The organism is Rhizobium sp. WSM4643, assembly GCF_025152745.1.
GTDB lineage: Bacteria > Pseudomonadota > Alphaproteobacteria > Rhizobiales > Rhizobiaceae > Rhizobium > Rhizobium leguminosarum_I.
On record NZ_CP104040.1, the window covers coordinates 2,010,573 to 2,029,247 of the forward strand.

19 protein-coding genes are annotated in these 18,675 nt (G+C 60.3%); 8 read left to right on the forward strand and 11 right to left on the reverse strand.

Annotated elements, in window-relative coordinates; all coding sequences use genetic code 11:
* Positions 1–6 precede the first annotated feature (6 nt).
* The 5 genes from N1937_RS10200 to N1937_RS10220 all read right to left on the reverse strand — a co-directional run bounded on the left by N1937_RS10200 (position 7) and on the right by N1937_RS10220 (position 4,223).
* A complete protein-coding gene (locus N1937_RS10200) occupies positions 7–1,353 on the reverse strand; it encodes a multicopper oxidase family protein (RefSeq protein WP_222279522.1) in 1,347 nt (448 codons plus the stop codon).
* Positions 1,354–1,366: 13 nt separating this feature from the next.
* Positions 1,367–2,833, reverse strand: coding sequence for a TolC family protein (locus N1937_RS10205; protein WP_260058575.1), 1,467 nt, complete (start codon positions 2,831–2,833; stop codon positions 1,367–1,369).
* Positions 2,830–3,057, reverse strand: a complete 228-nt coding sequence (locus tag N1937_RS10210) for a hypothetical protein (RefSeq protein ID WP_260058577.1) — start codon at positions 3,055–3,057, stop codon at positions 2,830–2,832. Before N1937_RS10210 ends, N1937_RS10205 begins: the two co-directional genes overlap by 4 nt.
* 94 nt (positions 3,058–3,151) lie before the next feature.
* Complete coding sequence (locus N1937_RS10215) at positions 3,152–3,565, reverse strand: hypothetical protein (protein WP_311202845.1); 414 nt, start codon at positions 3,563–3,565, stop codon at positions 3,152–3,154.
* Between the two features lie 154 nt (positions 3,566–3,719).
* Positions 3,720–4,223 carry a cytochrome b gene (locus tag N1937_RS10220; RefSeq protein ID WP_260058579.1) on the reverse strand — a complete coding sequence of 168 codons (504 nt, stop codon included), beginning with the start codon at positions 4,221–4,223 and terminating at the stop codon, positions 3,720–3,722.
* Between the two features lie 150 nt (positions 4,224–4,373).
* On the opposite strand from N1937_RS10220, the gene N1937_RS10225 reads away from it, so the two are divergent.
* The 4 genes from N1937_RS10225 (at position 4,374) to N1937_RS10240 (ending at position 6,204) form a co-directional block, all read left to right on the forward strand.
* A complete protein-coding gene (locus tag N1937_RS10225) occupies positions 4,374–4,700 on the forward strand; it encodes a hypothetical protein (RefSeq protein ID WP_260058581.1) in 327 nt (108 codons plus the stop codon).
* Positions 4,701–4,739: 39 nt separating this feature from the next.
* Positions 4,740–5,174 (forward strand): CopM family metallochaperone, encoded by a 435-nt coding sequence (gene copM / locus N1937_RS10230; protein ID WP_260058582.1) that lies wholly within the window; start codon positions 4,740–4,742, stop codon positions 5,172–5,174.
* A gap of 11 nt (positions 5,175–5,185) precedes the next feature.
* Entirely contained in the window at positions 5,186–5,518 is a 333-nt protein-coding gene (locus tag N1937_RS10235; RefSeq protein WP_260058583.1) for a four-helix bundle copper-binding protein, read from the forward strand.
* A gap of 113 nt (positions 5,519–5,631) precedes the next feature.
* Entirely contained in the window at positions 5,632–6,204 is a 573-nt protein-coding gene (locus tag N1937_RS10240; protein ID WP_260058585.1) for a cytochrome c, read from the forward strand.
* Between the two features lie 72 nt (positions 6,205–6,276).
* Here the strand turns inward: N1937_RS10240 and N1937_RS10245 are convergent, their stop codons facing one another.
* The 6 genes from N1937_RS10245 to N1937_RS10270 all read right to left on the reverse strand — a co-directional run bounded on the left by N1937_RS10245 (position 6,277) and on the right by N1937_RS10270 (position 13,425).
* Positions 6,277–6,957 (reverse strand): peroxiredoxin-like family protein, encoded by a 681-nt coding sequence (locus tag N1937_RS10245; RefSeq protein ID WP_222383978.1) that lies wholly within the window; start codon positions 6,955–6,957, stop codon positions 6,277–6,279.
* Positions 6,958–7,030: 73 nt separating this feature from the next.
* Positions 7,031–10,276 (reverse strand): adenylate/guanylate cyclase domain-containing protein, encoded by a 3,246-nt coding sequence (locus tag N1937_RS10250; RefSeq protein ID WP_222279510.1) that lies wholly within the window; start codon positions 10,274–10,276, stop codon positions 7,031–7,033.
* A gap of 151 nt (positions 10,277–10,427) precedes the next feature.
* Positions 10,428–11,231 carry an ABC transporter ATP-binding protein gene (locus N1937_RS10255; protein WP_222279508.1) on the reverse strand — a complete coding sequence of 268 codons (804 nt, stop codon included), beginning with the start codon at positions 11,229–11,231 and terminating at the stop codon, positions 10,428–10,430.
* A 12-nt stretch (positions 11,232–11,243) separates the two neighbouring features.
* The gene (locus N1937_RS10260) at positions 11,244–11,945 is read right to left on the reverse strand and encodes an ABC transporter permease (RefSeq protein ID WP_222279506.1); all 702 of its coding nucleotides are present in this window, start codon (positions 11,943–11,945) and stop codon (positions 11,244–11,246) included.
* Positions 11,942–12,667 carry an ABC transporter permease gene (locus N1937_RS10265; protein WP_222279504.1) on the reverse strand — a complete coding sequence of 242 codons (726 nt, stop codon included), beginning with the start codon at positions 12,665–12,667 and terminating at the stop codon, positions 11,942–11,944. The genes N1937_RS10260 and N1937_RS10265 overlap by 4 nt, the downstream gene beginning before the upstream one ends.
* 32 nt (positions 12,668–12,699) lie before the next feature.
* Entirely contained in the window at positions 12,700–13,425 is a 726-nt protein-coding gene (locus tag N1937_RS10270) for a GntR family transcriptional regulator (protein ID WP_260058588.1), read from the reverse strand.
* A gap of 152 nt (positions 13,426–13,577) precedes the next feature.
* Here N1937_RS10270 and speB point away from each other — a divergent pair, with 152 nt between their 5' ends.
* The 4 genes from speB to ggt all read left to right on the forward strand — a co-directional run bounded on the left by speB (position 13,578) and on the right by ggt (position 18,664).
* On the forward strand, positions 13,578–14,624 hold the full coding sequence (gene speB, locus N1937_RS10275; protein WP_222279502.1) for an agmatinase: 1,047 nt from the start codon (positions 13,578–13,580) through the stop codon (positions 14,622–14,624).
* A 79-nt stretch (positions 14,625–14,703) separates the two neighbouring features.
* Complete coding sequence (locus N1937_RS10280; protein ID WP_222279501.1) at positions 14,704–15,546, forward strand: lysine/arginine/ornithine ABC transporter substrate-binding protein; 843 nt, start codon at positions 14,704–14,706, stop codon at positions 15,544–15,546.
* A gap of 125 nt (positions 15,547–15,671) precedes the next feature.
* On the forward strand, positions 15,672–17,054 hold the full coding sequence (locus tag N1937_RS10285; RefSeq protein WP_260058590.1) for an aspartate aminotransferase family protein: 1,383 nt from the start codon (positions 15,672–15,674) through the stop codon (positions 17,052–17,054).
* Between the two features lie 17 nt (positions 17,055–17,071).
* On the forward strand, positions 17,072–18,664 hold the full coding sequence (gene ggt / locus N1937_RS10290) for a gamma-glutamyltransferase (protein WP_222291162.1): 1,593 nt from the start codon (positions 17,072–17,074) through the stop codon (positions 18,662–18,664).
* The last annotated feature ends 11 nt before the right edge of the window (positions 18,665–18,675 follow it).

An 18,675-nucleotide genomic window follows, 5' to 3' on the forward strand; every position in this document is an offset into this window, starting at 1 on the left:
TTGGCCTCAGCCGTTTTTCGGTTTCGGCGTGATTTGCGTTTTCGCGTCTTTGGCCTTGGTCGCGTCCGGCAATTCGCCAGTCCATTCCCAAGCCTGGGTCCCGGGTGGATTTTCGTACCAACCCGGATCTGAGTAATCGTCCGCCGAGATGCCCTCGCGGACCTTCACGACCGAGAACATGCCGCCCATTTCGATGGGGCCGTGCGGCCCCCAGCCGGTCATCATGGGAACGGTGTTCTCGGGGATGGGCATTTCCATTTCGCCCATGTCGGCCATGCCCTTGGTGCCCATGGGCATGTATTCCGGCTGCAGCTTCCTGATCTTCTCGGCGACCTTCGATTTATCCGCACCGATGAAGGTCGGGATGTCGTGACCCATGGCGTTCATCGTGTGGTGCGACTTGTGGCAATGGATCGCCCAGTCGCCGAGATACTTGGCGTCGAACTCGTAAGCACGCATCGCGCCGACCGGGATGTCGATGCTGACCTCCGGCCACCGCGCTTCCGGCCGTACCCAGCCGCCGTCGGTACAGGTTACCTCGAAATCGTAGCCGTGCATGTGGATCGGATGGTTCGTCATGGTGAGGTTGCCGACCCGCACCCGCACCCTGTCGTTCTTCGACACGACGAGAGGGCTGATGTCCGGAAACAAGCGGCTGTTCCAGCACCACATGTTGAAGTCGGTCATCTCCATGATCCGCGGCACATAGGAGCCGGGATCGATGTCGTAGGCGTTGAGCAGGAAGACGAAGTCGCGATCGACGCGCATGAACGTCGGATCCTTGGGATGGACGACGAAGAAGCCCATCATGCCCATGGCCATCTGCACCATCTCGTCGGAATGCGGGTGGTACATGAAGGTGCCGGATTTCACGAGGTCGAACTCGTAGACGTAGGTCTTGCCGACCGGAATGTGCGGCTGCGTCAGCCCGCCGACGCCGTCCATGCCCGATGGCACGAGCATCCCGTGCCAGTGGATCGTCGTGTGCTCCGGCAGCTTGTTCGTCACGAAGATGCGGACGCGGTCGCCTTCGACCGCCTCGATGGTCGGCCCCGGAGACTGTCCGTTGTAGCCCCAGAGATAGGCGGTCATGCCGTCGGCCATCTCGCGCTCGACTGGTTCGGCGACGAGGTGAAACTCCTTGACGCCGTTGTTCATCCTGTGGGGCAGGGTCCAGCCATTGAGGGTGACCACCGGCTGATAGTCCGGACCTGAGGCCGGGTGGAGTGGCGGCTGCATGTCCGCCGATTCCATTGTCGGTGCGTCGGGCAGCCCCATCGCCGACGTCTTCGTCCAGGCGGCTGCGGTGAGCAGAGTGGCGCTGGCTCCAAAAAGTTGTCGTCTGTTGAACATGATGTGTCCCTTCTTAATGACCGCCGCCAGCGCTGCCTTCGGAAGCAGCGGCGACCTCGGTCTCTGCCGACACCTTCGTCGCGCCGCCGCCGTAGATCGCAGGCGCGAGGTTGGCTTCGGCCAGCCAGAAGTCGCGCTTCGCGTTGACGGAGAGCAGGATGGAGTTGATCTTGTCACGGGTGTCGGTGAGCAGCTCGAACGTGTTCGAGATCATGCCGTTGTAGGTCAGCAGGGATTCTTCCTCGACCTTGGTGCGAAGCGGTACGACGTCGTTTTGGTAGTGCCGCGCGATATCGTAGTTCGAGCGGTAGGCTTCGTATGCCGATCTCGCCTCCGACCGGACATTGACGGCCTTCTCCGCCAGCAGATTCGCCGCCCGCATATATGCCACTTCAGCCTTGCGCATCCGGGCCTTGCCCGTATCGAAGATCGGGATTGCGAACTCCAGTTCGACCTGAGCGGTCGTCCTGGTCTTCTTCTCGTCGTCCTCGATTTCCCGTTCCGTTTCGAAGCCCGTCAGGATTTCGAGGTCGGTGACATAGCGCGTTGCTTCGGTCAGGCCATACGACCTGGCAGTGGCTTCGAGTTCGAGCTTTGCGACCTGGAGGTCTATCCGATTTCGGAGTGCTTCCGCCTCGATGGTGTCTCGCCTGGCGACGGACTTGGGTAGCGGGGGCAGGCCGTTGGGAACCTGGTAGTCGAGGTCAGTGCCCCAGAGGCCCATCAGCCGCGTCAACTCCTCCTTGGCGAGACGGGCCGCCAGCCGGGCCTTCGCTGTCTCTCCGGCGAGTTCAGCAACAAACACATGTTCGCGGGCCTGGGCGCCCTTGGTCATCGCACCGGTCTCGCCCAGCTTCTCCGCGAGCTCGGAAGCGGCGTCCGCCGCCGCCTGCGCACGCTGGAGCTGCGCGACGTTCTCCCAGGCCGCGACCGCGCCGATCCAGGCCCGCCGGGTGTCGGCAGCGACCTGAAGCGTCTTCACGGCCGCGGTCAGTTGCGACTGCCGAAAGCGAGTGTCGGCGATCGCGATATCCCTGTTCCTCGTGGCGAGCGCCAGGATGTTCGTCGTGATCATTCCCTCGATCGTCTTGAACGCCCCCAGCTCCGGCGTCCCCATGCCGGTCGTGCCGATGGAGACGGTTGGGTTGAGGAACATCGTCGACTGCCAGGCGTCGGCGGCGCTGTCGCCAAGATCGGCGTAGGCGGCCTGCAGACCCTTGTTGTTGAGCAGCGCGATCTGGACGGACGTTTCGACGTCGAGGGTCTTCCTTCGCGCGACCAGACTTCTGACCTGCGCGGCCGCCGACCGGGCTTGGTTCTGGTTCTGGATCCAGACGGTCTCTTTCGCCGTGACAGTGGCGGTCTTGTTGAAAACGGCGGTGAAGCCCGCTTCCTTGCTGGAATACTCGGCGTCTGTGGCGCAGCCGCTCAACACCAGCGGGAATATCAGCGCCACCATTGTTCTTCTTGGCTCGATCATGAGGCGTCTCCATTCGCTGGAGAATGCAGATCGTTCTGTCTACGCCAGGGCTTGGGATCGACGGTCTGCCTGGTGACGTAGCCCGAGATCGGCGACCGGTATGCGGCCGGGCGCGCGGACGGCTGTTCGACCGCTGCGGGGGACGCCACCACGTCGGGAGGAAGCGTGGATGCGCAGCCGCCGACAAGAAGCGGCAGCCCCACCACGAAGAGCGAGGGTTTCATTATGAAATTTCCGAATAAGAGATAACCTACGGTGCGCCCGCCCGAATGCGGGGCAGGCGACCGACTGGACCCGATTGAGCGGGCGCGTCTCTATTCAGATATTGGGGGGACGGTGGAGAGTCGGAAGTTCCCCAAGTGTCGTCCGGTCGTCAATAAATTCCCGGATGGAATTCACGATGGGTCCGCCGACGTCGGGACCTTCACAAATGATGCCAAGCCCGCCGCAGAAATCCTTGCAGCATTCCTGCTTGACCAGCTTCGATACGCCATCTGCATCATCACCGACGTCGCCCTGCGAATGGTCATGAGCAGCCATCTTCGTCATGTCATGGCCATCGTGATGCTGCATTGCATCGGACTCGGACAGTACCGCTGCCACCTCGGGGAAGGAGGAGCCATGCATCGCGGCGCTGGTGTTCGACAGCGAGTACCCTGCCAGTGATACGACGATCACCAGCCGCATCATCACGAGCAGCCTGCTCATTGCGATTCGGTACATCCTGCCCATGCTCCTCGAACTACATGCAAAGCAGATCGATTTCAATTGCGACTCATCTGTCGTCGATGTTCGCGTCCTTTATGTGGCACGGAACCGCCCGTCCCGTTCAGTCCTGGTGTTCTCAGCCATGAGCGGCCGCTGCGTCGTGCTGATATTCGCCACGTTACAGATCCTCGGCGGACCGCTTCCGGCGCGGGAACACCATCCGGTCGACTGTCTCGTCACGGACGACGAGCGTGTGCCAGATCGCCGCGGCGAGATGCAGCGCCACCATCGCCAGGATGATCTTCGACCCGACGACGTGGTACGGCGCGATCTCGAACCAGAAGTAGCTCGCGACAAATCCCGTGCAGGCCTGTCCGATGATTGCGGCGTAGAAGGCGTGATGAAGCGTCGCGGCGGCTCGCCCGGTCCATGTGCCGGGCGCGCCGGTCTCGGGCGGGTGAAGGACACGAAGAGCCAGCCGCAGGCCCATCAGCAGGCCAATCGCCATTCCCGCGTAGTTGTGGAGCTGGTGCTGGACGACGTCCCAAGGCGATGGCGTCATCCCCATGTGGACGGCGTGGTGGGTTCTCTCGATGCTGCCGCCCGTCAGATACTGGACCGGCACCAGGAGGGCGATCAGCCAGTGAAGTCCTATCTGGGCTAGCGAATAACCAGGTTTCATCGATTTTTCCGAGCGCGAGGCGCAGACTAGCCGGCGATCGTTAATGCTTCCTCATCGGCCGTTGCCAAAACGCAAGGCCGCCACAGATCACTGGTACTGTGGAACAATGCCGCTGCTGCACAGTTCGGCGCCGGAAGGGAACCCAGCCGAATGAGACTTGGAAGCATCTTCCTGTACGCTCAGCTTTTGGTCGTCGCTCTCCTGGTGACGGCGAATCCTTTCGGCATGGCCACGGCGCGAAGCGTTCCAAGCCAGCACTGTGCCGTCGTGGGGGAGCGTGATCACCATGTGCGGCACGCCCACGGCATGCAGGCCGGGTGCTGTTCGGCGATGCACTGCTGTCCGATCCTTCCGGAACTTGCCAAGGTCGCGGCTCCGCGCTTTGAACCGGGGAAGCATGAAGCGACGCAGTCCGTCGACAGGCCGCTCCTGCTGATCCGTGCGATCGATCCGCCGCCCCGGTTTCAGGCGGGCTGACACGGACCAAACAATCAACCAGATTTCGGAGATCGAAACATGAAGACGTTCACCAAGCTTGCCTTGTGCTCGGCAGTCGCCGCCTCCTTCGCAATCCTGCCGTCGGGCGCTTCCGCCAAGTCGACGATGGCCTATCCGGAGAAATGCAAGTCCGAAAGCATGAAGACCGACATGTCGAAGATGGACATGTCGGGCGGCATGCCGATGGGCGACATGACCGAGTACCAGAAGGCGTCGATGGACGGCATGAAGGACATGCACATGAACATGATGCAGGGGATGATGAAGAAGGACGCCGACGTTTCCTTCGTCTGCGGCATGATCGCCCACCATATGGGCGCCATCAGCATGTCGGAGGTCGAACTCAAGTACGGCGACAATGAAGAGGCCAAGCAGATGGCCCAAAAGGTCATCGAAGCCCAGAAAAAGGAGATCGAAGAGATGTCCAAGTGGGTGGACAAGGAAGCCAAATAGGAGATTGAGCCATGCATCGCATGTCGACCGAGATGAAAGCCTGCATCGACAACTGCCTCGCCTGCTACAGCGAATGCCTGTCGATGGCCATGGGCCACTGCCTGGAACTGGGCGGCGAACATACCAAGCCTTCGCACTTCAAGCTGATGATGGCCTGCGCGGAGATCTGCCGGACCTCTGCGCACTTCATGCTGATCGGCTCGGAGCACCACAAGCATGTCTGCCGGGAATGCGCAGAAATCTGCGGCCAGTGCGCCGAAGACTGCGAGCGGGTGGGCGACATGCAAAGCTGCGTCGACGCCTGCCGCCGCTGCGCCGATAGCTGCAGCAAGATGGCAGCGTGATCGGGGAGGGCGGTCTCCGTCCGCCCTCTTCCTGCCCAGATGAGAACGGATATCCGGTGAAGCCACGGATATCCGAAAGCAATTGGCATGGCTCGGTTTGGAACGCAGCGTTTATGAAACAGACCGCTTACATGAAGAAGGTTGGACTGCTCTCCATCGTGGGAGCAGTCCTGATGGCGGGGGTTCCGTCGCCAGCCGCGGAGGACCTCGTCTCCCGTCGACAGGCGGACATGAAGGCCATGGCCGCCGCGGCGAAGACAATCTCCGGCATGTTCAAGGATCCGGCGGCCTATAAGGCCAGCGAGTTCAAATGGGCGGCCGACACCATCCGTGACAAGTCCGGGAGCGTTCTCTCCGCACATTTCGCCTCCGAGGCCGCCAATCTGCAGTCGAAGACCGGGCCGCAGTCGAAGGCCAGGCCGAACATCCTCGCAGAGCGCGACCGGTTCGACCGCATCGCCAACGATCTGCGCGACTACGCCATCGCACTGGATGCCGCCGCGCAGAACAACCCCGGGCCGATGACTGCCAGCATGCGCATGAAGCCCGGAGAGGCCATGGGCGGCGGTCCTTTCGGCACTCATGTTCACAACGAGCAGGAACTGCTGGCAATGCCGGCGGAACACGCGTTCCACCTCATGCTTCAGACCTGCACGACCTGCCACGCCAGGTTCAGGATGGAATAAGGGCGATCATGCGGACCGGGAATGGCTCGCCTTGTTCAAGCGCCCGACCTTTCAAGCACGGCCTCATTCGCTTCAAACAGCCATGTTCGACGCTGCCGACATCACTTCCCGAGGGGCGGGACCGCCGAACATATGGCGGCCATCCTCCTCGACTTCCGTGAAACACCAGCGCACGACGCCATCTCGATCGAGCAGGAATTCGCCGACGAGTTGGCCGTGGCCGGTGGCGATCATCTGCTTGTCATCCTCGGTAAACTCATAGCCGTCCGCCTTGTCGAGGAATTCCGACGCCGCCATCGGGTCCATAGGCGCTGGAAGCTCGCCCGGCATGTCGATGCGCATCGACATCACCGTGTTCATGCTGACTTTGCGCGGCCACTCATTCTCATCTTCGGTGAACTGCAGATTCGGCAGGCCGAAGGCCCTGTGCGATACCCGTTCCGGGTCCGAGGCCGCCAGCAGATTGGGAAGCGGATGGTAGCGGAAATAAAGGCGGGCGCGCTCGATCGGCGTGTTGACGACGGTCAGGCTATCGATGCCCTTCTCCTGCAATGCGCCGGTGAGTTCGGCCATGGCGGCGATTTGCCGGCGGCAGAAGGGGCAATGCAATCCGCGGAACAACCCGACGAGCACCGGCTTCTGGCCGCGAAAATCGTCGATGGCGACCTTGCCCTGGCGGGTGATCGCATCCAGCACCACGTTCGGCGCGCGATCTCCCGGCTGCAATGGTCTTGCGGCGTGGTTCTCCTGCATGTTTCGTTCCTCCCTTTATGTTTTTGAATCGATTTGCCAAATCGATCTCCGCGATCACTGCAACGAGGACAGGTCAGTCGAGAAACGGCAAGACGACGAGCGTGCCTGGATCGAGGTTGTGGCGGATGCACACATCCTGCGCCAGCGTGAAATACCGTTCCGCCTCGTCCATATCGTCATGCTCAAGGCTGAGTGTCGCCAAGCCATCATAGCACGGAAAGAGCAGTTGCGGTTCATCAATTTCCTTCGCAACCTCAAGGGCTTCCTCGTAATACTTATGAGCTAGCTTCGGCTGCCCATGGCACTGATGAATCTGGCCCAGCACGATCAGCGGCACGGAGAGATGGTCGCGTTGATCAAGCGCCCGGTCGATTTCGACGGCCTTCTCCGCCGCCGGTACACCCTCGGCGGCGCAGCGATCGGTGAAGGTACAGCATGCAACCGCGAGGTTGGCGAGAAGGCGCGCCTGGAAGCTGAGATCGCCGATACGGGTCGCAACCTCCAGACCGCGCCGGCAGATTCTGATGGCGTTGGCGGGATCGACAATCGTGTAGAGAACACCGAGATTGGAATAGGCGCGACAGGCGGCACTTTGCAGATCGGCCTTTTCGGCAACCGAGAGGCTGCGCTCCACTTCCTGTACGGCCTCGCGGCGACGTCCGAGTCGCGCAAAGGCCGCACCCTTGGTATTCAGCGCCTCCGCCATCGCTCGCGCTGTCTCCCGTCCGGCCTCGGTCGTCCCGTCGATCGGCAGCGTCTGCAGGCATTGCAGCGCCTGCGTCGCCCACTCGGCGGCAGCGGCCTGATCCCCCATGCGGAAAGCCAGATGGCCGCGCTCCTGCAGGACATGGGCACGTTCGACCGGCGCATCGATCGTTGCGATCATCACTTCGGCTTCGGCCAAATGTGTCTCCGCTAGATCGCGGCGTCCTGCATCGAGATGCAAACGGCCGATCTTGCGCAATATCCTCGCCGCGGCGATAGGATCGTCTTTGGTGCGGTGGATCGCCAGCGCTCGCTGATAATGGTTCAAGGCGGCGTCGCGCAGGCCCGCTGGGCCGCAGAGATCGGCAAGACGCTCCAACAGCGCCAATTGCTCCGATGTCACCTCCGCCTCGTTTGCGAAGGCCGCAAGGGCCTGACGGTAGAGGCGCATTGCGTCGTCATTGGCGTAGGCCTTGCGCGCCAGATCGCCCGCCGCCATCAGATAGGTAGCGCCCTTGGCCTTTTCGGTGGTCATGCTGAAGTGATGGCCGAGCTGCGCCAGATGCTCGGGCCGGTCGGGCGCTGCACCATATTGACGTTCCAGAACCCGGCCGATCCGTTGATGAAGCTCCATGCGCCGTTGCAGCAGGAGATTGTGATAGATGACGTCATGCATCAGCGTCTGGCTGAAGCGATAGCCCGGCGGCCCGTCGGCATCCGGCCCACGCAATTCCTCTATGATATTGGCATCGCAGAGATGATCCAATGCGGCATCGATGGCGGCTGGGTCGGTGGCGATGGTGCGGAGCAGGGCGGTATCGAATTTCGGGCCGACCACCGCCGCCTCTTGCGCCAGCCGTCTGATCTCCTGTGGCAGACGATCGACGCGGGCAAGCAACAGGGCTTGCAGGTTCACCGGTATATCGACATCCGTGTCTTCCGCTGCGACATGCCAGCGCTGGCCGTCATTGTGCAACGTGCCCATGTCGATCAGCACCCGAAGGATTTCTTCGATGAAAAGCGGATTGCCGCCGGCGCGGTCGAGGATGCGCTTGCGCATCGTCGCCGGCAACTTGGCATAGCTCTCGCCAAAAAACGCAGCAAGCAGCTTCTGCCCGTCGGCCGCAAAGAGTGGGGCAAGACGCTGCACGGTGACGCTGACACGATTGGAGTCCAGTGGGTCGGTCTGCGATGTCGGCCGGTAGATCGCAAGCAGCATCAACCGGCTGCGCTCAAGCCGGTCCATCATGAAGCGAAGCACTTCCAGCGAGGCAGCGTCCGCCCAGTGCAGATCCTCGATGACAAGCAGCAGGGGACCTTGCGCCAGCCGCCGCTCGAAGACGGTGCGGACGGCATAGAAGATCTGCCGCCGCAGCTGCTCCGGCTCGATGTGCCGCAACGCGCCATCGGGATCGCCGAGGCCGAGGACATGCAGAAAGAGCGGCAAAAGTCCCTCGACCTCCTCCTGCGTCAGATCGAGCGCGCGGAACCCCATTGCCAGCAATTGCCGCGCCCTGTCGAGATCGTCTCGCTCGCCGATGCCATAGGCGCTGCGCACGACCGCGCCGAGCGTTCCATAGGATTGTTCGCCGAGGGGAGAGCAAGTCGCTTTGCGGATGGCGAGGCCCTGGAAACGAGCGGCATTGCTGGCTATCGCGACGAATTCGTTGACCAGCCGCGACTTGCCGATGCCCGCTTCGCCGATCAGGCGGACAAGCTGCGCAGCACCACCGCAGGCAAGATCGAGGCATGTCAGCAACCGCGACATTTCCGTATCCCGTCCGATCATCGGCGCCTGAAGGCCGAAACTCTCGAGCCCGCGCGCCGTATGCGGCGCTTCCGACAGCCCTGTCAGCCGATGGACAAGGACGTTTCCGCTTTTGCCGCGCAACGCCTGCGCACCGAGACTCTCGAAGGCAAAGGCATGGCGGGTGAGGCGATAGGTCAACGGCCCGACAAGGATATCGTTTTCGCCGGCCATGGATTGCAGGCGTTGGGCGGTATTTACCGTGTCGCCGGTCACCGAATAGGATTTTGTGCTGACCGCACCGAAGCCGCCGGTAACGACAGGGCCGCTATTGATGCCGATATGCAGACGCAGCGGCACGCCGGCGCGGGCGTGCCAGCGCTCGCCGACCTGCGTCGCCCGACCGATCATATCGAGTGCGGCACCCAGCGCCCGGACCGGATCGTCCTCATGAGCGACCGGCGCGCCGAACAGCGCCAGCAGCGCATCGCCGACGAACTTGTCGACGAAGCCGCCATAGGCCTCGACCGCCTGGGTCATCTCTTCGAACAATTCGTTCTGCAGCACCCGCATGACTTCGGGGTCGATCTGCTCGCTCAGCGTCGTGAAGCCGCAGAGATCGGCGAAGAGAACGGTTACCGGCCGCCGGTCGGCGTCGCCATCCGATTTAGACGGTGCCGTCTCGATCTTAGGCTTCGTTGCGGGTTGGACTTTACCGGAAATCGGTGCGCCACATTGGGGGCAGAAGGCAAAATCGGGCTGACACGGATTGCCGCAGGCGGCGCAGGAAAGCGGCTGCCTTGCGCCGCATCGCGGACAGAAAGCAAAACCGCTCTGAATATCGAAACCGCAGCCGGCGCACTCCATCGCATGCGTCTCACGAAAGCCCAAACTGTTACGGCTATTTCAGCCGCAACCAGCGGGCCTCAAAACAGGAACAAGCATGAACCTGCTGCCCCAGGCCCGCAAGCGCTAAACAAGCGCTGCCGGCGAGATCCGCTCCGGACGTCAGGCGACGTCACCTCGTTCCCGCAAGAAACTGTCGAAATCGTTCAGACTTCGGCTGCGTAAAAAGCTCAGCAGGCGCGCCGGTTTCTTCGATGACACCCTTGTGGAGAAACACCACCTTATTGGATACATCGCGCGCGAAGGCCATCTCATGCGTCACGACCAGCATGGTCCGGCCTTCCTCAGCGAGGGAACGCATCACCTTGAGCACTTCGCCGACGAGTTCGGGATCGAGCGCAGAGGTCGGTTCATCAAACAGCATGACCTTCGGCCGCTGCGCGAGTGCGCGCGCGATCGCAGCCCGTTGTTGCTGCCCTCCGGACAAGTGCGCGGGATAAAAATTTCGCTTGTCGGCAATACCGACCCGTTCGAGCAGGGCTTCGGCCTCCGCGATGCATTCCGCACGGTTACGCTTCTGCACGTGCACCGGCGCTTCGATCACGTTCTCCAGGATCGTCATGTGCGACCAGAGGTTGAAGCTTTGAAACACCATGCCGACGTGCTCGCGCATCCGATCGACTTGCCGGCGGTCAGCCGGCTCGGTTCTACGCCCGGCTTTCTTCAAAGCATACATCTCCCCGCCGATACGGATTTCCCCGCTGTCGGGGACTTCGAGCATATTGAGACATCTGAGCATCGTTGATTTACCGGAGCCCGATGAACCTAGAATGGAAATCACATCGCCTTCATGTGCTTCCAGCGAGACTCCCTTCAGGACCTCCAATGGCCCAAAGCATTTCCGAAGATCCTTAACCGAAACGGCAGCGCTTTTGTCGCTATTGTCGCTAGCCAAAACTGTTCCCCTGCCAGGCATGCATACTCCCGTTTAAGATTGCAGCCGCATGCGCATGTGAGGCGAAAGCCAAAATTCGACCAACATGAGAATGCGCGTAACGACGAAATTGATCGCAAGGTAGATCGCTCCTGCGACGACGAAAATCTCGAAAGCGCGAAAGCTGTCGGCGATCAACTTTCCGGCCAGGCCGGTGACTTCCATGATCGTGATGACAGACGCAAGTGCTGTTGCTTTGAGCATCAGGATGATTTCGTTGCCGTAGGCCGGCAGCGCATGTCTGATGGCAATCGGCAGGATGATCCGTCTGAACAGGAGAACGCCCGACATGCCGCAAGCGCGTGCCGCCTCGATTTCCTGGCTGGAGACGGCCCGAAGGCCGCCGCGGAAAATTTCGCTGCAGTAGGCGGCAGTGTTGAGAGTGAGTGCTAGCACCGCGCACCAATAGGGCTCGCGAAAAAACCACCAGAGCCCGAGGTCCTGCAGCCCGTGCCGAAACTGGCCGAGGCCATAATAGATCAGGAACATTTGGACGAGGAGAGGTGAACCTCTGAAGACGAAGACATAGGCGCCGGCTATGGACCGTCCCATTGCACCGCCGGTCACGGCCAGCAGCGAGAGTGCAAGCGCCAAGGCGCTTCCTGCCAGGATGGACGTGATCGCAAGCTCGAGGGTGAGCGGCACACCGCTCAGAAGCGTGAGAAACGTATCCCACATGAAACCGATATTCGTCATAACGCCCTCCTGACACCCTGGGTCGTTCGAGCTTCCATTCGCCTGAATACAATCGAGGAGAACCAGGTGACGATGAGATAGAGAACGACCGCCGACAGGTAGAACTCGAACGGGCGGCGTGTCGATCCGGCGGCGATCTGCGATTGGCGCAGCAGTTCAACGAGCCCCGTGACGGAGATCAATGCCGATTCCTTCAACACAAGTTGCCACGTGTTTCCGAGACCGGGAATGGCGTAACGCAGGACGAGCGGCGCGACGATGCGCCTGAATTTAGGCCATGGCCGCATGCCGACGGCGCTGGCGGCTTCGAGTTCGCCGCGTGCCACCGATCTGTAGGCACCGCGAAATACTTCGGCCTGATAGGCTGCCGAAACCACGCCGAGCGCCAGCGTTCCCGTCAAGAAGGCCGGCATTCCAATGAACTCTTGATAGCCGAACAAGCCACCCACGGATCCAAGGAACGCGCTGCCGCCAAAATAGAAGAGATAGATGACGAGAAGGTCCGGCACGCCGCGCAGGACCGTCGTGTAACAATCCGCAAGCCACCGGACGGCCATGTGGCGGGACAACTGCATGAAGGTGACAATCGAGCCGATCACCGTTCCAGCCAGAAAACCGCAGACGGATACACCGATTGTCATGGCGGCCGCGGTCAGAAGTAACCAACCCCAACCCGTCGGTCCGAAGCCAACGAGTGTCAGGTAACTGTCGATAGGTGCCATGCGTGACCTCTTGGTGAAAGATCAGGTTTGCGTCAGTCGGCTGCCCGGCGATGCGCCCAAATGCGCTGGAGCTTCGACATGTTTTTGAGCGAGCTTTGAACATGCGCCCGCGCTGCACCGGCGGCCGCTTCCCGGTCGCGTGCACAGATGGCATCGGCGATTGCCCGGTGCTCGTCGAGATCCGTGTGCTCCAGATCAACCCAAAGGACTTCGAGCCATAGTGCCAGGCGAAGCTGCTGGTAAATTTGATCCGTCGCCCTCACGAGGGCCTCGTTTCGGGTCGATTCAACGATGACGCGATGGATGTGCAGTCCAAGGTCGAGATTCCGCGCCGCGTCCGACGGCGTCTCGTTGGTCGTTTCCTTGAGTTCCACCATCTGGGCGATGACGCCGCGAAGCCGATCGAGGTCTTCCTCGGTCGCGATCTCGCAGGCGAGTTGTGCCGCGCAAACATCGAGCGCTTCGCGAACAACCAGCAGATTGCAGAATTTGGTGACGTCGAGATCGGTCACAGTGTAGCCAAAATTGCGCTGCCCAACGATAAGCCCTTCCTCTTCAAGCTTCATCAGCGCTTCACGCAACGGCGTGCGGCTGACGCCGAAGCGCTTGGCAAGCGCAACTTCCGAAAGGCGCTCCGAGGGGCGAAGTTGGCCGCTGAGGATCAGGTCCTTCAATTGGGCGTATGTGCTCTCACGCAATGACCCTCGCTGTTCCGTCTTGGTCGCTACCAATCGATTCCCCTTCCATCTCTGGTTCATTCACCGCGCCCGGCGAGCGTCACCATAACTTTTTCCCTCTTGCTTGATCAAGAAGAATACGATTATGTATACAATGTTGCCGACAACATGCAATGGCTCCTCATTCGCTTTTTGAGTGCGGCTTGGATTGCTTCAGAACACATGGAGGCCAGATGCCGGAGATTCTCAGCCTGGACGATTTGCGCAAGCGTTTTTCGAACGCTTCGGGCGGCGAAGTATTCGATCCGGTGTTTCGAACGGTTGCCGAGCTGGTCTTCGGTGAGGGAGACAGTCGTGAGGCGCCCTATTGCGGTGTTCCGACATTGCTGAAGGCACCGTATCGTCCCGACGCATCACCCAATTTTACGGATATAGACATAGCGCTTTTCGGAATTCCGATGGATCTCGGGGTGACGAACCGATCAGGCGCGCGATTCGGGCCGAGGGCCGTCCGCAATGTCGATCGGGTCGGTCCCTACGATCATGTCTTGCGAGCCGTCCCGACTGCCCATGCACGCATTGCCGACGTGGGCGATGTTCCGTTCAAAAGCCGCTTTGATCTTGCTGCATCCCATGAAGATATCGAACGATTTGTCCGCAGGTTGATAGAAGCCGGCGTTGTGCCGCTGGCAGTCGGCGGTGACCATTCGATCAGCCTTCCAATTCTCAAGGCGCTTGGCGAGCATCAGCCCGTCGGGATGATCCACATCGATGCACATTGCGACACGGGTGGTTCATTCGAGGGGTGCAAATTCCATCATGGCGGACCGTTCCGCCAAGCGGTTCTGGACGGTGTGCTTGATCCCAGGCGGACGATCCAGATCGGAATTCGAGGGAATTCCGAGTATCTGTGGGAATTTTCCTACGCGTCCGGCATGACCGTCATCCATGCGGAAGACGTTGGCGACCTCGGCATAAAGGCCGTCATCGCCAAAGCGAGAGAAATCGCCGGATCAGGCCCAACCTACATCAGCTTCGACGTCGATTCTCTTGATCCGGCATTTGCGCCTGGCACGGGGACGCCTGAGGTCGGTGGGCTGACGTCTGCCCAGGCACTCGGAATTCTGCGCGGTCTTGCCGGTTTGAACATCGTCGGCGGCGACGTCGTCGAGATCGCTCCGCAATACGACCCAACGTCGAACACGGCGCAAATTGCCGCTCAGGTCTTATTCGAACTCCTCTGCCTGACGGCCGAGGCAATCAAGGTTCGCGCATCCTAGCAAACGGGCTGGATGTCGCGGAGTCTGCAACAGCCTTGCCTTGGGAAAAGGGCAGGGTCCAAAAAAAGGGGAATGCAAAATGCAAATATCGAAACTCTTGTTGACGTCCGCTCTGCTCGGCGTCGTCTCTGTCGGCGCTGCTGCCGCTGAGACAAAACCAACCGAGATCACCATTGCGACCGAGGGCGCATACGAACCTTGGAATTTTACCGGTCCTGACGGCAAGCTTGCAGGGTTCGAGATCGATCTTGCCAACGACCTTTGCGCTCGCATGAAGGTCAAATGCACCATCGTCGCCCAGGACTGGGATGGACTGATTCCGTCGCTCACTGCGAAGAAGTTCGACGCCATCATGGCTTCGATGATCGTTACCGAAAAGCGCCTTGCCGTCATCTCGTTCAGCAAGCCCTATGCCCCGACAGCGGCCGCTTTCATGGTCGAAAAAACCGGTCCTCTCGCAGATCTGCCGGGAACCGGCACGACGGTGGACCTCGCTGGCGACAAGGCGAAGGTCGAGCAGGAATTGCAGCCGCTTCGAGACGCCCTGAAGGGCAAGGCCGTCGGCGCCCAGGTTTCGACGGCCAACACTGCGTTTCTCGATACCTATTTCAAGGGCGTCGTCGATCCCAGGGAATACAAGACCGTCGAACAGCATGATCTGGACCTCCAGGCCGGTCGGATCGATGCCGTCGTTGCCCAGAAAACCTCATTGACTGCAACGCTCGGCAAGGACGACTTCAAAGACTACAAGATCGCGGGTCCGACCTTCAAAGGCGGGGTCTTCGGACAAGGCATCGCGGCGGGCCTTCGCAAGGACGATACGGTCTTGAAGTCGATGTTCGATGCGGCGATCGACGCGGCCGAAGCCGACGGCACGATCAACAAGCTCGCAGAAAAGTGGATAAAAACAACTCTTGATTGATTAAGCGATAAGGCTCCTATTCCAGCAGCAATCGGCAGCCGTTGCACCGAGAGGTCGCACCGGCTGACTGACGGAGCTTTGCCAAGCGCCGCAATCGAAACAAAGTTATTATTTGGAGAACCTCTGTGACCATCCTTCTCAACTCCCTTGAATCCCGCGACGCCGCGTTCGTTCTTCATCCCTATACCAACGCCTCGCAGCATTTGAAGGACGGCCCGCTGGTCATCGCCAGGGGTGAGGGGATCTACATCATCGACAGCGACGGCAATAAATACATCGAGGGTCTTGGCGGGCTGTTTTGTGCCTCGCTGGGTTTCAGCGAACAACGGCTGGTAGACGCAGCAACCCGCCAGATGAAGGAATTGCCCTTCTATCACAGCTTCGGCGGCAAGACGCATGAGACCGCGATCGAGCTTGCCGACCGGCTCATTCAGCTTTCGCCGGTCCCGATGTCGAAAGTGTTCTTTGCCAATTCGGGTTCCGAGGCCAACGACACGGCCATGAAGCTTGTCTGGTATTATCACAATGCCATCGGCAAGCCGGAAAAGAAGAAAATCATATCGCGGATGCGGGCCTACCACGGCGTGACCATCGCTTCGGCGAGCCTGACGGGGCTTCCGAACAACCACCGCGATTTCGATCTGCCTATTGATCGGGTGCTGCATACGGATTGCCCCGAATTTTATCGCTACGGCCGCCCGGGCGAAACTGAGGAAGAATTTGCGACGCGCTGTGCCGATTCGCTTGAACAGATGATCCTCGCCGAGGGACCGGAAACCATCGGTGCGTTTTTCGCTGAGCCATTGATGGCATCCGGAGGCTGCATCGTTCCGCCGCCGACCTATTACGAGAAGATCCAGGCAATCCTCAAGAAATACGACGTGCTGCTGATCGCCGATGAAGTCATCTGCGGCTTCGGCAGGCTCGGCACGATGTTCGGCTCCGAAAGCTTCGGGCTTCAGCCGGATATGATCGTCATGGCAAAGCAGCTTTCGGCGGCCTATCAACCGATATCCGCCCTGATGATCAACGAAAAAGTCCATTCCGCGGTCGTTGCCGAAAGCGAGAAAATCGGAACATTCGCTCATGGTTTCACCTATAGCGGCCATCCTGTTGCGACCGCCGTCGCTTTGGAAACCCTGAAAATTTATGAGGAGCGCAACATTGTCGGCCATGTCAGGGACGTCGCGACGGTGTTCCAGCGACGGTTGAACGAACTTGGCGACCATCCGCTTGTGGGCAACGCCCGCGGTCGTGGCCTCATCGGCACACTCGAACTGGTTCGCAACAAGGAAACCAAAGAGCAGTTCAAGCCAGCGGACGGCATTGCCATTCACGCCGGCAAGCAGGCCCAGGTCCATGGCGTCATCACGCGCGCTCTTGGCGACAACTACTCGCTTTGCCCGCCGCTTATCATCACCGAAGCACAGATCAATGAATTGTTCGACCGCTCCACCCGGGCATTGGACGACACCTACACCTGGGCCAGGGCGACCGGCCTCTACTGAGCGAAAGAACCGACGATATGCGAAACTTCGAAATGCCGGGAAGATCGATAGCTGTCGGCCGCAACGGGATGGCAGCAACATCGCACCCCATGGCGACTTTGACCGCGATCGAGATCCTCAAAGCTGGCGGCAGGGCGATCGATGCTGCGGTGAGTGCCTGTGCCGTACAATGCGTGGTCGAGGCTGGATCCACCGGCATAGGCGGCGATTGCTTTGCGCTGCTGACATCAAACGGAAATGACGATGTCGTTGCGTATAATGGCTCGGGACGCACGCCGGCGGCGGCGCATTTTGATTGGTTCAGGGAAAACGGCATCACTTCGATCGAGCGATCGTCGCCGCATGCGGTGACCGTTCCCGGCGCGGTGGACGCATGGACGCGTCTCGTTGCCGATCATGGAAGGATGTCGCTGACTGAAATCCTTGCTCCCGCAATAGCGCTGGCGCGCGACGGCTATGGGATCACGCCACGCGTTGCCGCCGATATCTCGAACCAACGTGATTTGTTGCTGCGTGATCCTTCGACACGCCGTATTTTCTTGATCGACGATCAGGCCCCTCCTGTCGGATCGGTTCAACGTCAGCCGGAACTGGCACAGACACTGGAAGCGATCGCGGTTTCCGGACGTGACGCCTTTTATCGCGGTCCCGTGGCGGACGACATGGTGACACGGCTGAATTCGCTTAGCGGTCTCCATACGCTTGCAGATTTTGCATCTGCCGCCGGCGAATATGTGAAGCCCGCCAGCGCGACATATCGAGGATGGACGGTGCATGAATGCCCGCCAAACGGGCAGGGGATCATTGCTCTGATGATCCTGAAGATCTTGGAGCGTTTCGAACGCAAAGGCGATCCGCTGGGCGTCGACAATCTGCACGTCGAAATCGAAGCCACTCGGCTGGCTTACGCCGCCCGTGATCGATGGGTCGCCGACGCGGCAGTATCAGATGTTCCGGTCGACTTCCTGTTGTCCGACGAACTCGCCGACAGTCTTGCCGCCAAGATCGATAAGACCACAGCCGCCAACGCCACGGCGGTTCTCGACGGCGTCGAGCATTCGGACACGGTTTATATTTCGGTTGTCGACAAGGACCGAAATGTTGCGAGCTTCATCAACTCGGTCTTCCATCCCTACGGAAGCGGCTTGATGGCGCCAAACTCCGGCGTCCTGTTCCACAATCGGGGGCAAAGCTTCGCTATGAAGCCGGGCCATCCGAACGCGATAGGGCCGCGCAAGAGGCCCATGCACACGATCATCCCAGGGCTGGTGACACGCCATGGCAAAACTGTTTTGTCGTTCGGCGTCATGGGGGGACACTATCAGGCGATGGGCCACGCCCACCTCCTCTCCAAGCTGTTCGACTTCAATTTGGACATTCAGAGCGCAATCGATTTACCTCGGCTCTTTCCGCTTCCCGGCACGGCGACGATCGAAGCCGAAGCACGTCTTCGCACCTCGATCGGCGATGATCTCGAAGCACGCGGCTTCAAGGTTGTCGCTCCGAACTGGGCGATTGGCGGTGCCCAGGCGATCTGGATTGACGATCAACACCACACGCTGTTGGGCGCTTCTGATCATCGAAAAGATGGTTGCGCACTCGGCTACTGACGGCAATGGAG

Coding starts and splice junctions, on each gene's coding strand:
- N1937_RS10270 (WP_260058588.1), bottom strand. CDS start 13,425: ATGAACCAGAGATGGAAGGGGAATCGATTGGTAGCGACCAAGACGGAA.
- N1937_RS10235 (WP_260058583.1), top strand. CDS start 5,186: ATGCATCGCATGTCGACCGAGATGAAAGCCTGCATCGACAACTGCCTC.
- ggt (WP_222291162.1), top strand. CDS start 17,072: ATGCGAAACTTCGAAATGCCGGGAAGATCGATAGCTGTCGGCCGCAAC.
- N1937_RS10210 (WP_260058577.1), bottom strand. CDS start 3,057: ATGAAACCCTCGCTCTTCGTGGTGGGGCTGCCGCTTCTTGTCGGCGGC.
- N1937_RS10265 (WP_222279504.1), bottom strand. CDS start 12,667: ATGGCACCTATCGACAGTTACCTGACACTCGTTGGCTTCGGACCGACG.
- N1937_RS10250 (WP_222279510.1), bottom strand. CDS start 10,276: ATGGAGTGCGCCGGCTGCGGTTTCGATATTCAGAGCGGTTTTGCTTTC.
- N1937_RS10225 (WP_260058581.1), top strand. CDS start 4,374: ATGAGACTTGGAAGCATCTTCCTGTACGCTCAGCTTTTGGTCGTCGCT.
- speB (WP_222279502.1), top strand. CDS start 13,578: ATGCCGGAGATTCTCAGCCTGGACGATTTGCGCAAGCGTTTTTCGAAC.
- N1937_RS10255 (WP_222279508.1), bottom strand. CDS start 11,231: ATGCCTGGCAGGGGAACAGTTTTGGCTAGCGACAATAGCGACAAAAGC.
- N1937_RS10200 (WP_222279522.1), bottom strand. CDS start 1,353: ATGTTCAACAGACGACAACTTTTTGGAGCCAGCGCCACTCTGCTCACC.
- N1937_RS10240 (WP_260058585.1), top strand. CDS start 5,632: ATGAAACAGACCGCTTACATGAAGAAGGTTGGACTGCTCTCCATCGTG.
- N1937_RS10280 (WP_222279501.1), top strand. CDS start 14,704: ATGCAAATATCGAAACTCTTGTTGACGTCCGCTCTGCTCGGCGTCGTC.
- N1937_RS10260 (WP_222279506.1), bottom strand. CDS start 11,945: ATGACGAATATCGGTTTCATGTGGGATACGTTTCTCACGCTTCTGAGC.
- N1937_RS10215 (WP_311202845.1), bottom strand. CDS start 3,565: ATGGGCAGGATGTACCGAATCGCAATGAGCAGGCTGCTCGTGATGATG.
- N1937_RS10220 (WP_260058579.1), bottom strand. CDS start 4,223: ATGAAACCTGGTTATTCGCTAGCCCAGATAGGACTTCACTGGCTGATC.
- N1937_RS10245 (WP_222383978.1), bottom strand. CDS start 6,957: ATGCAGGAGAACCACGCCGCAAGACCATTGCAGCCGGGAGATCGCGCG.
- copM (WP_260058582.1), top strand. CDS start 4,740: ATGAAGACGTTCACCAAGCTTGCCTTGTGCTCGGCAGTCGCCGCCTCC.
- N1937_RS10205 (WP_260058575.1), bottom strand. CDS start 2,833: ATGATCGAGCCAAGAAGAACAATGGTGGCGCTGATATTCCCGCTGGTG.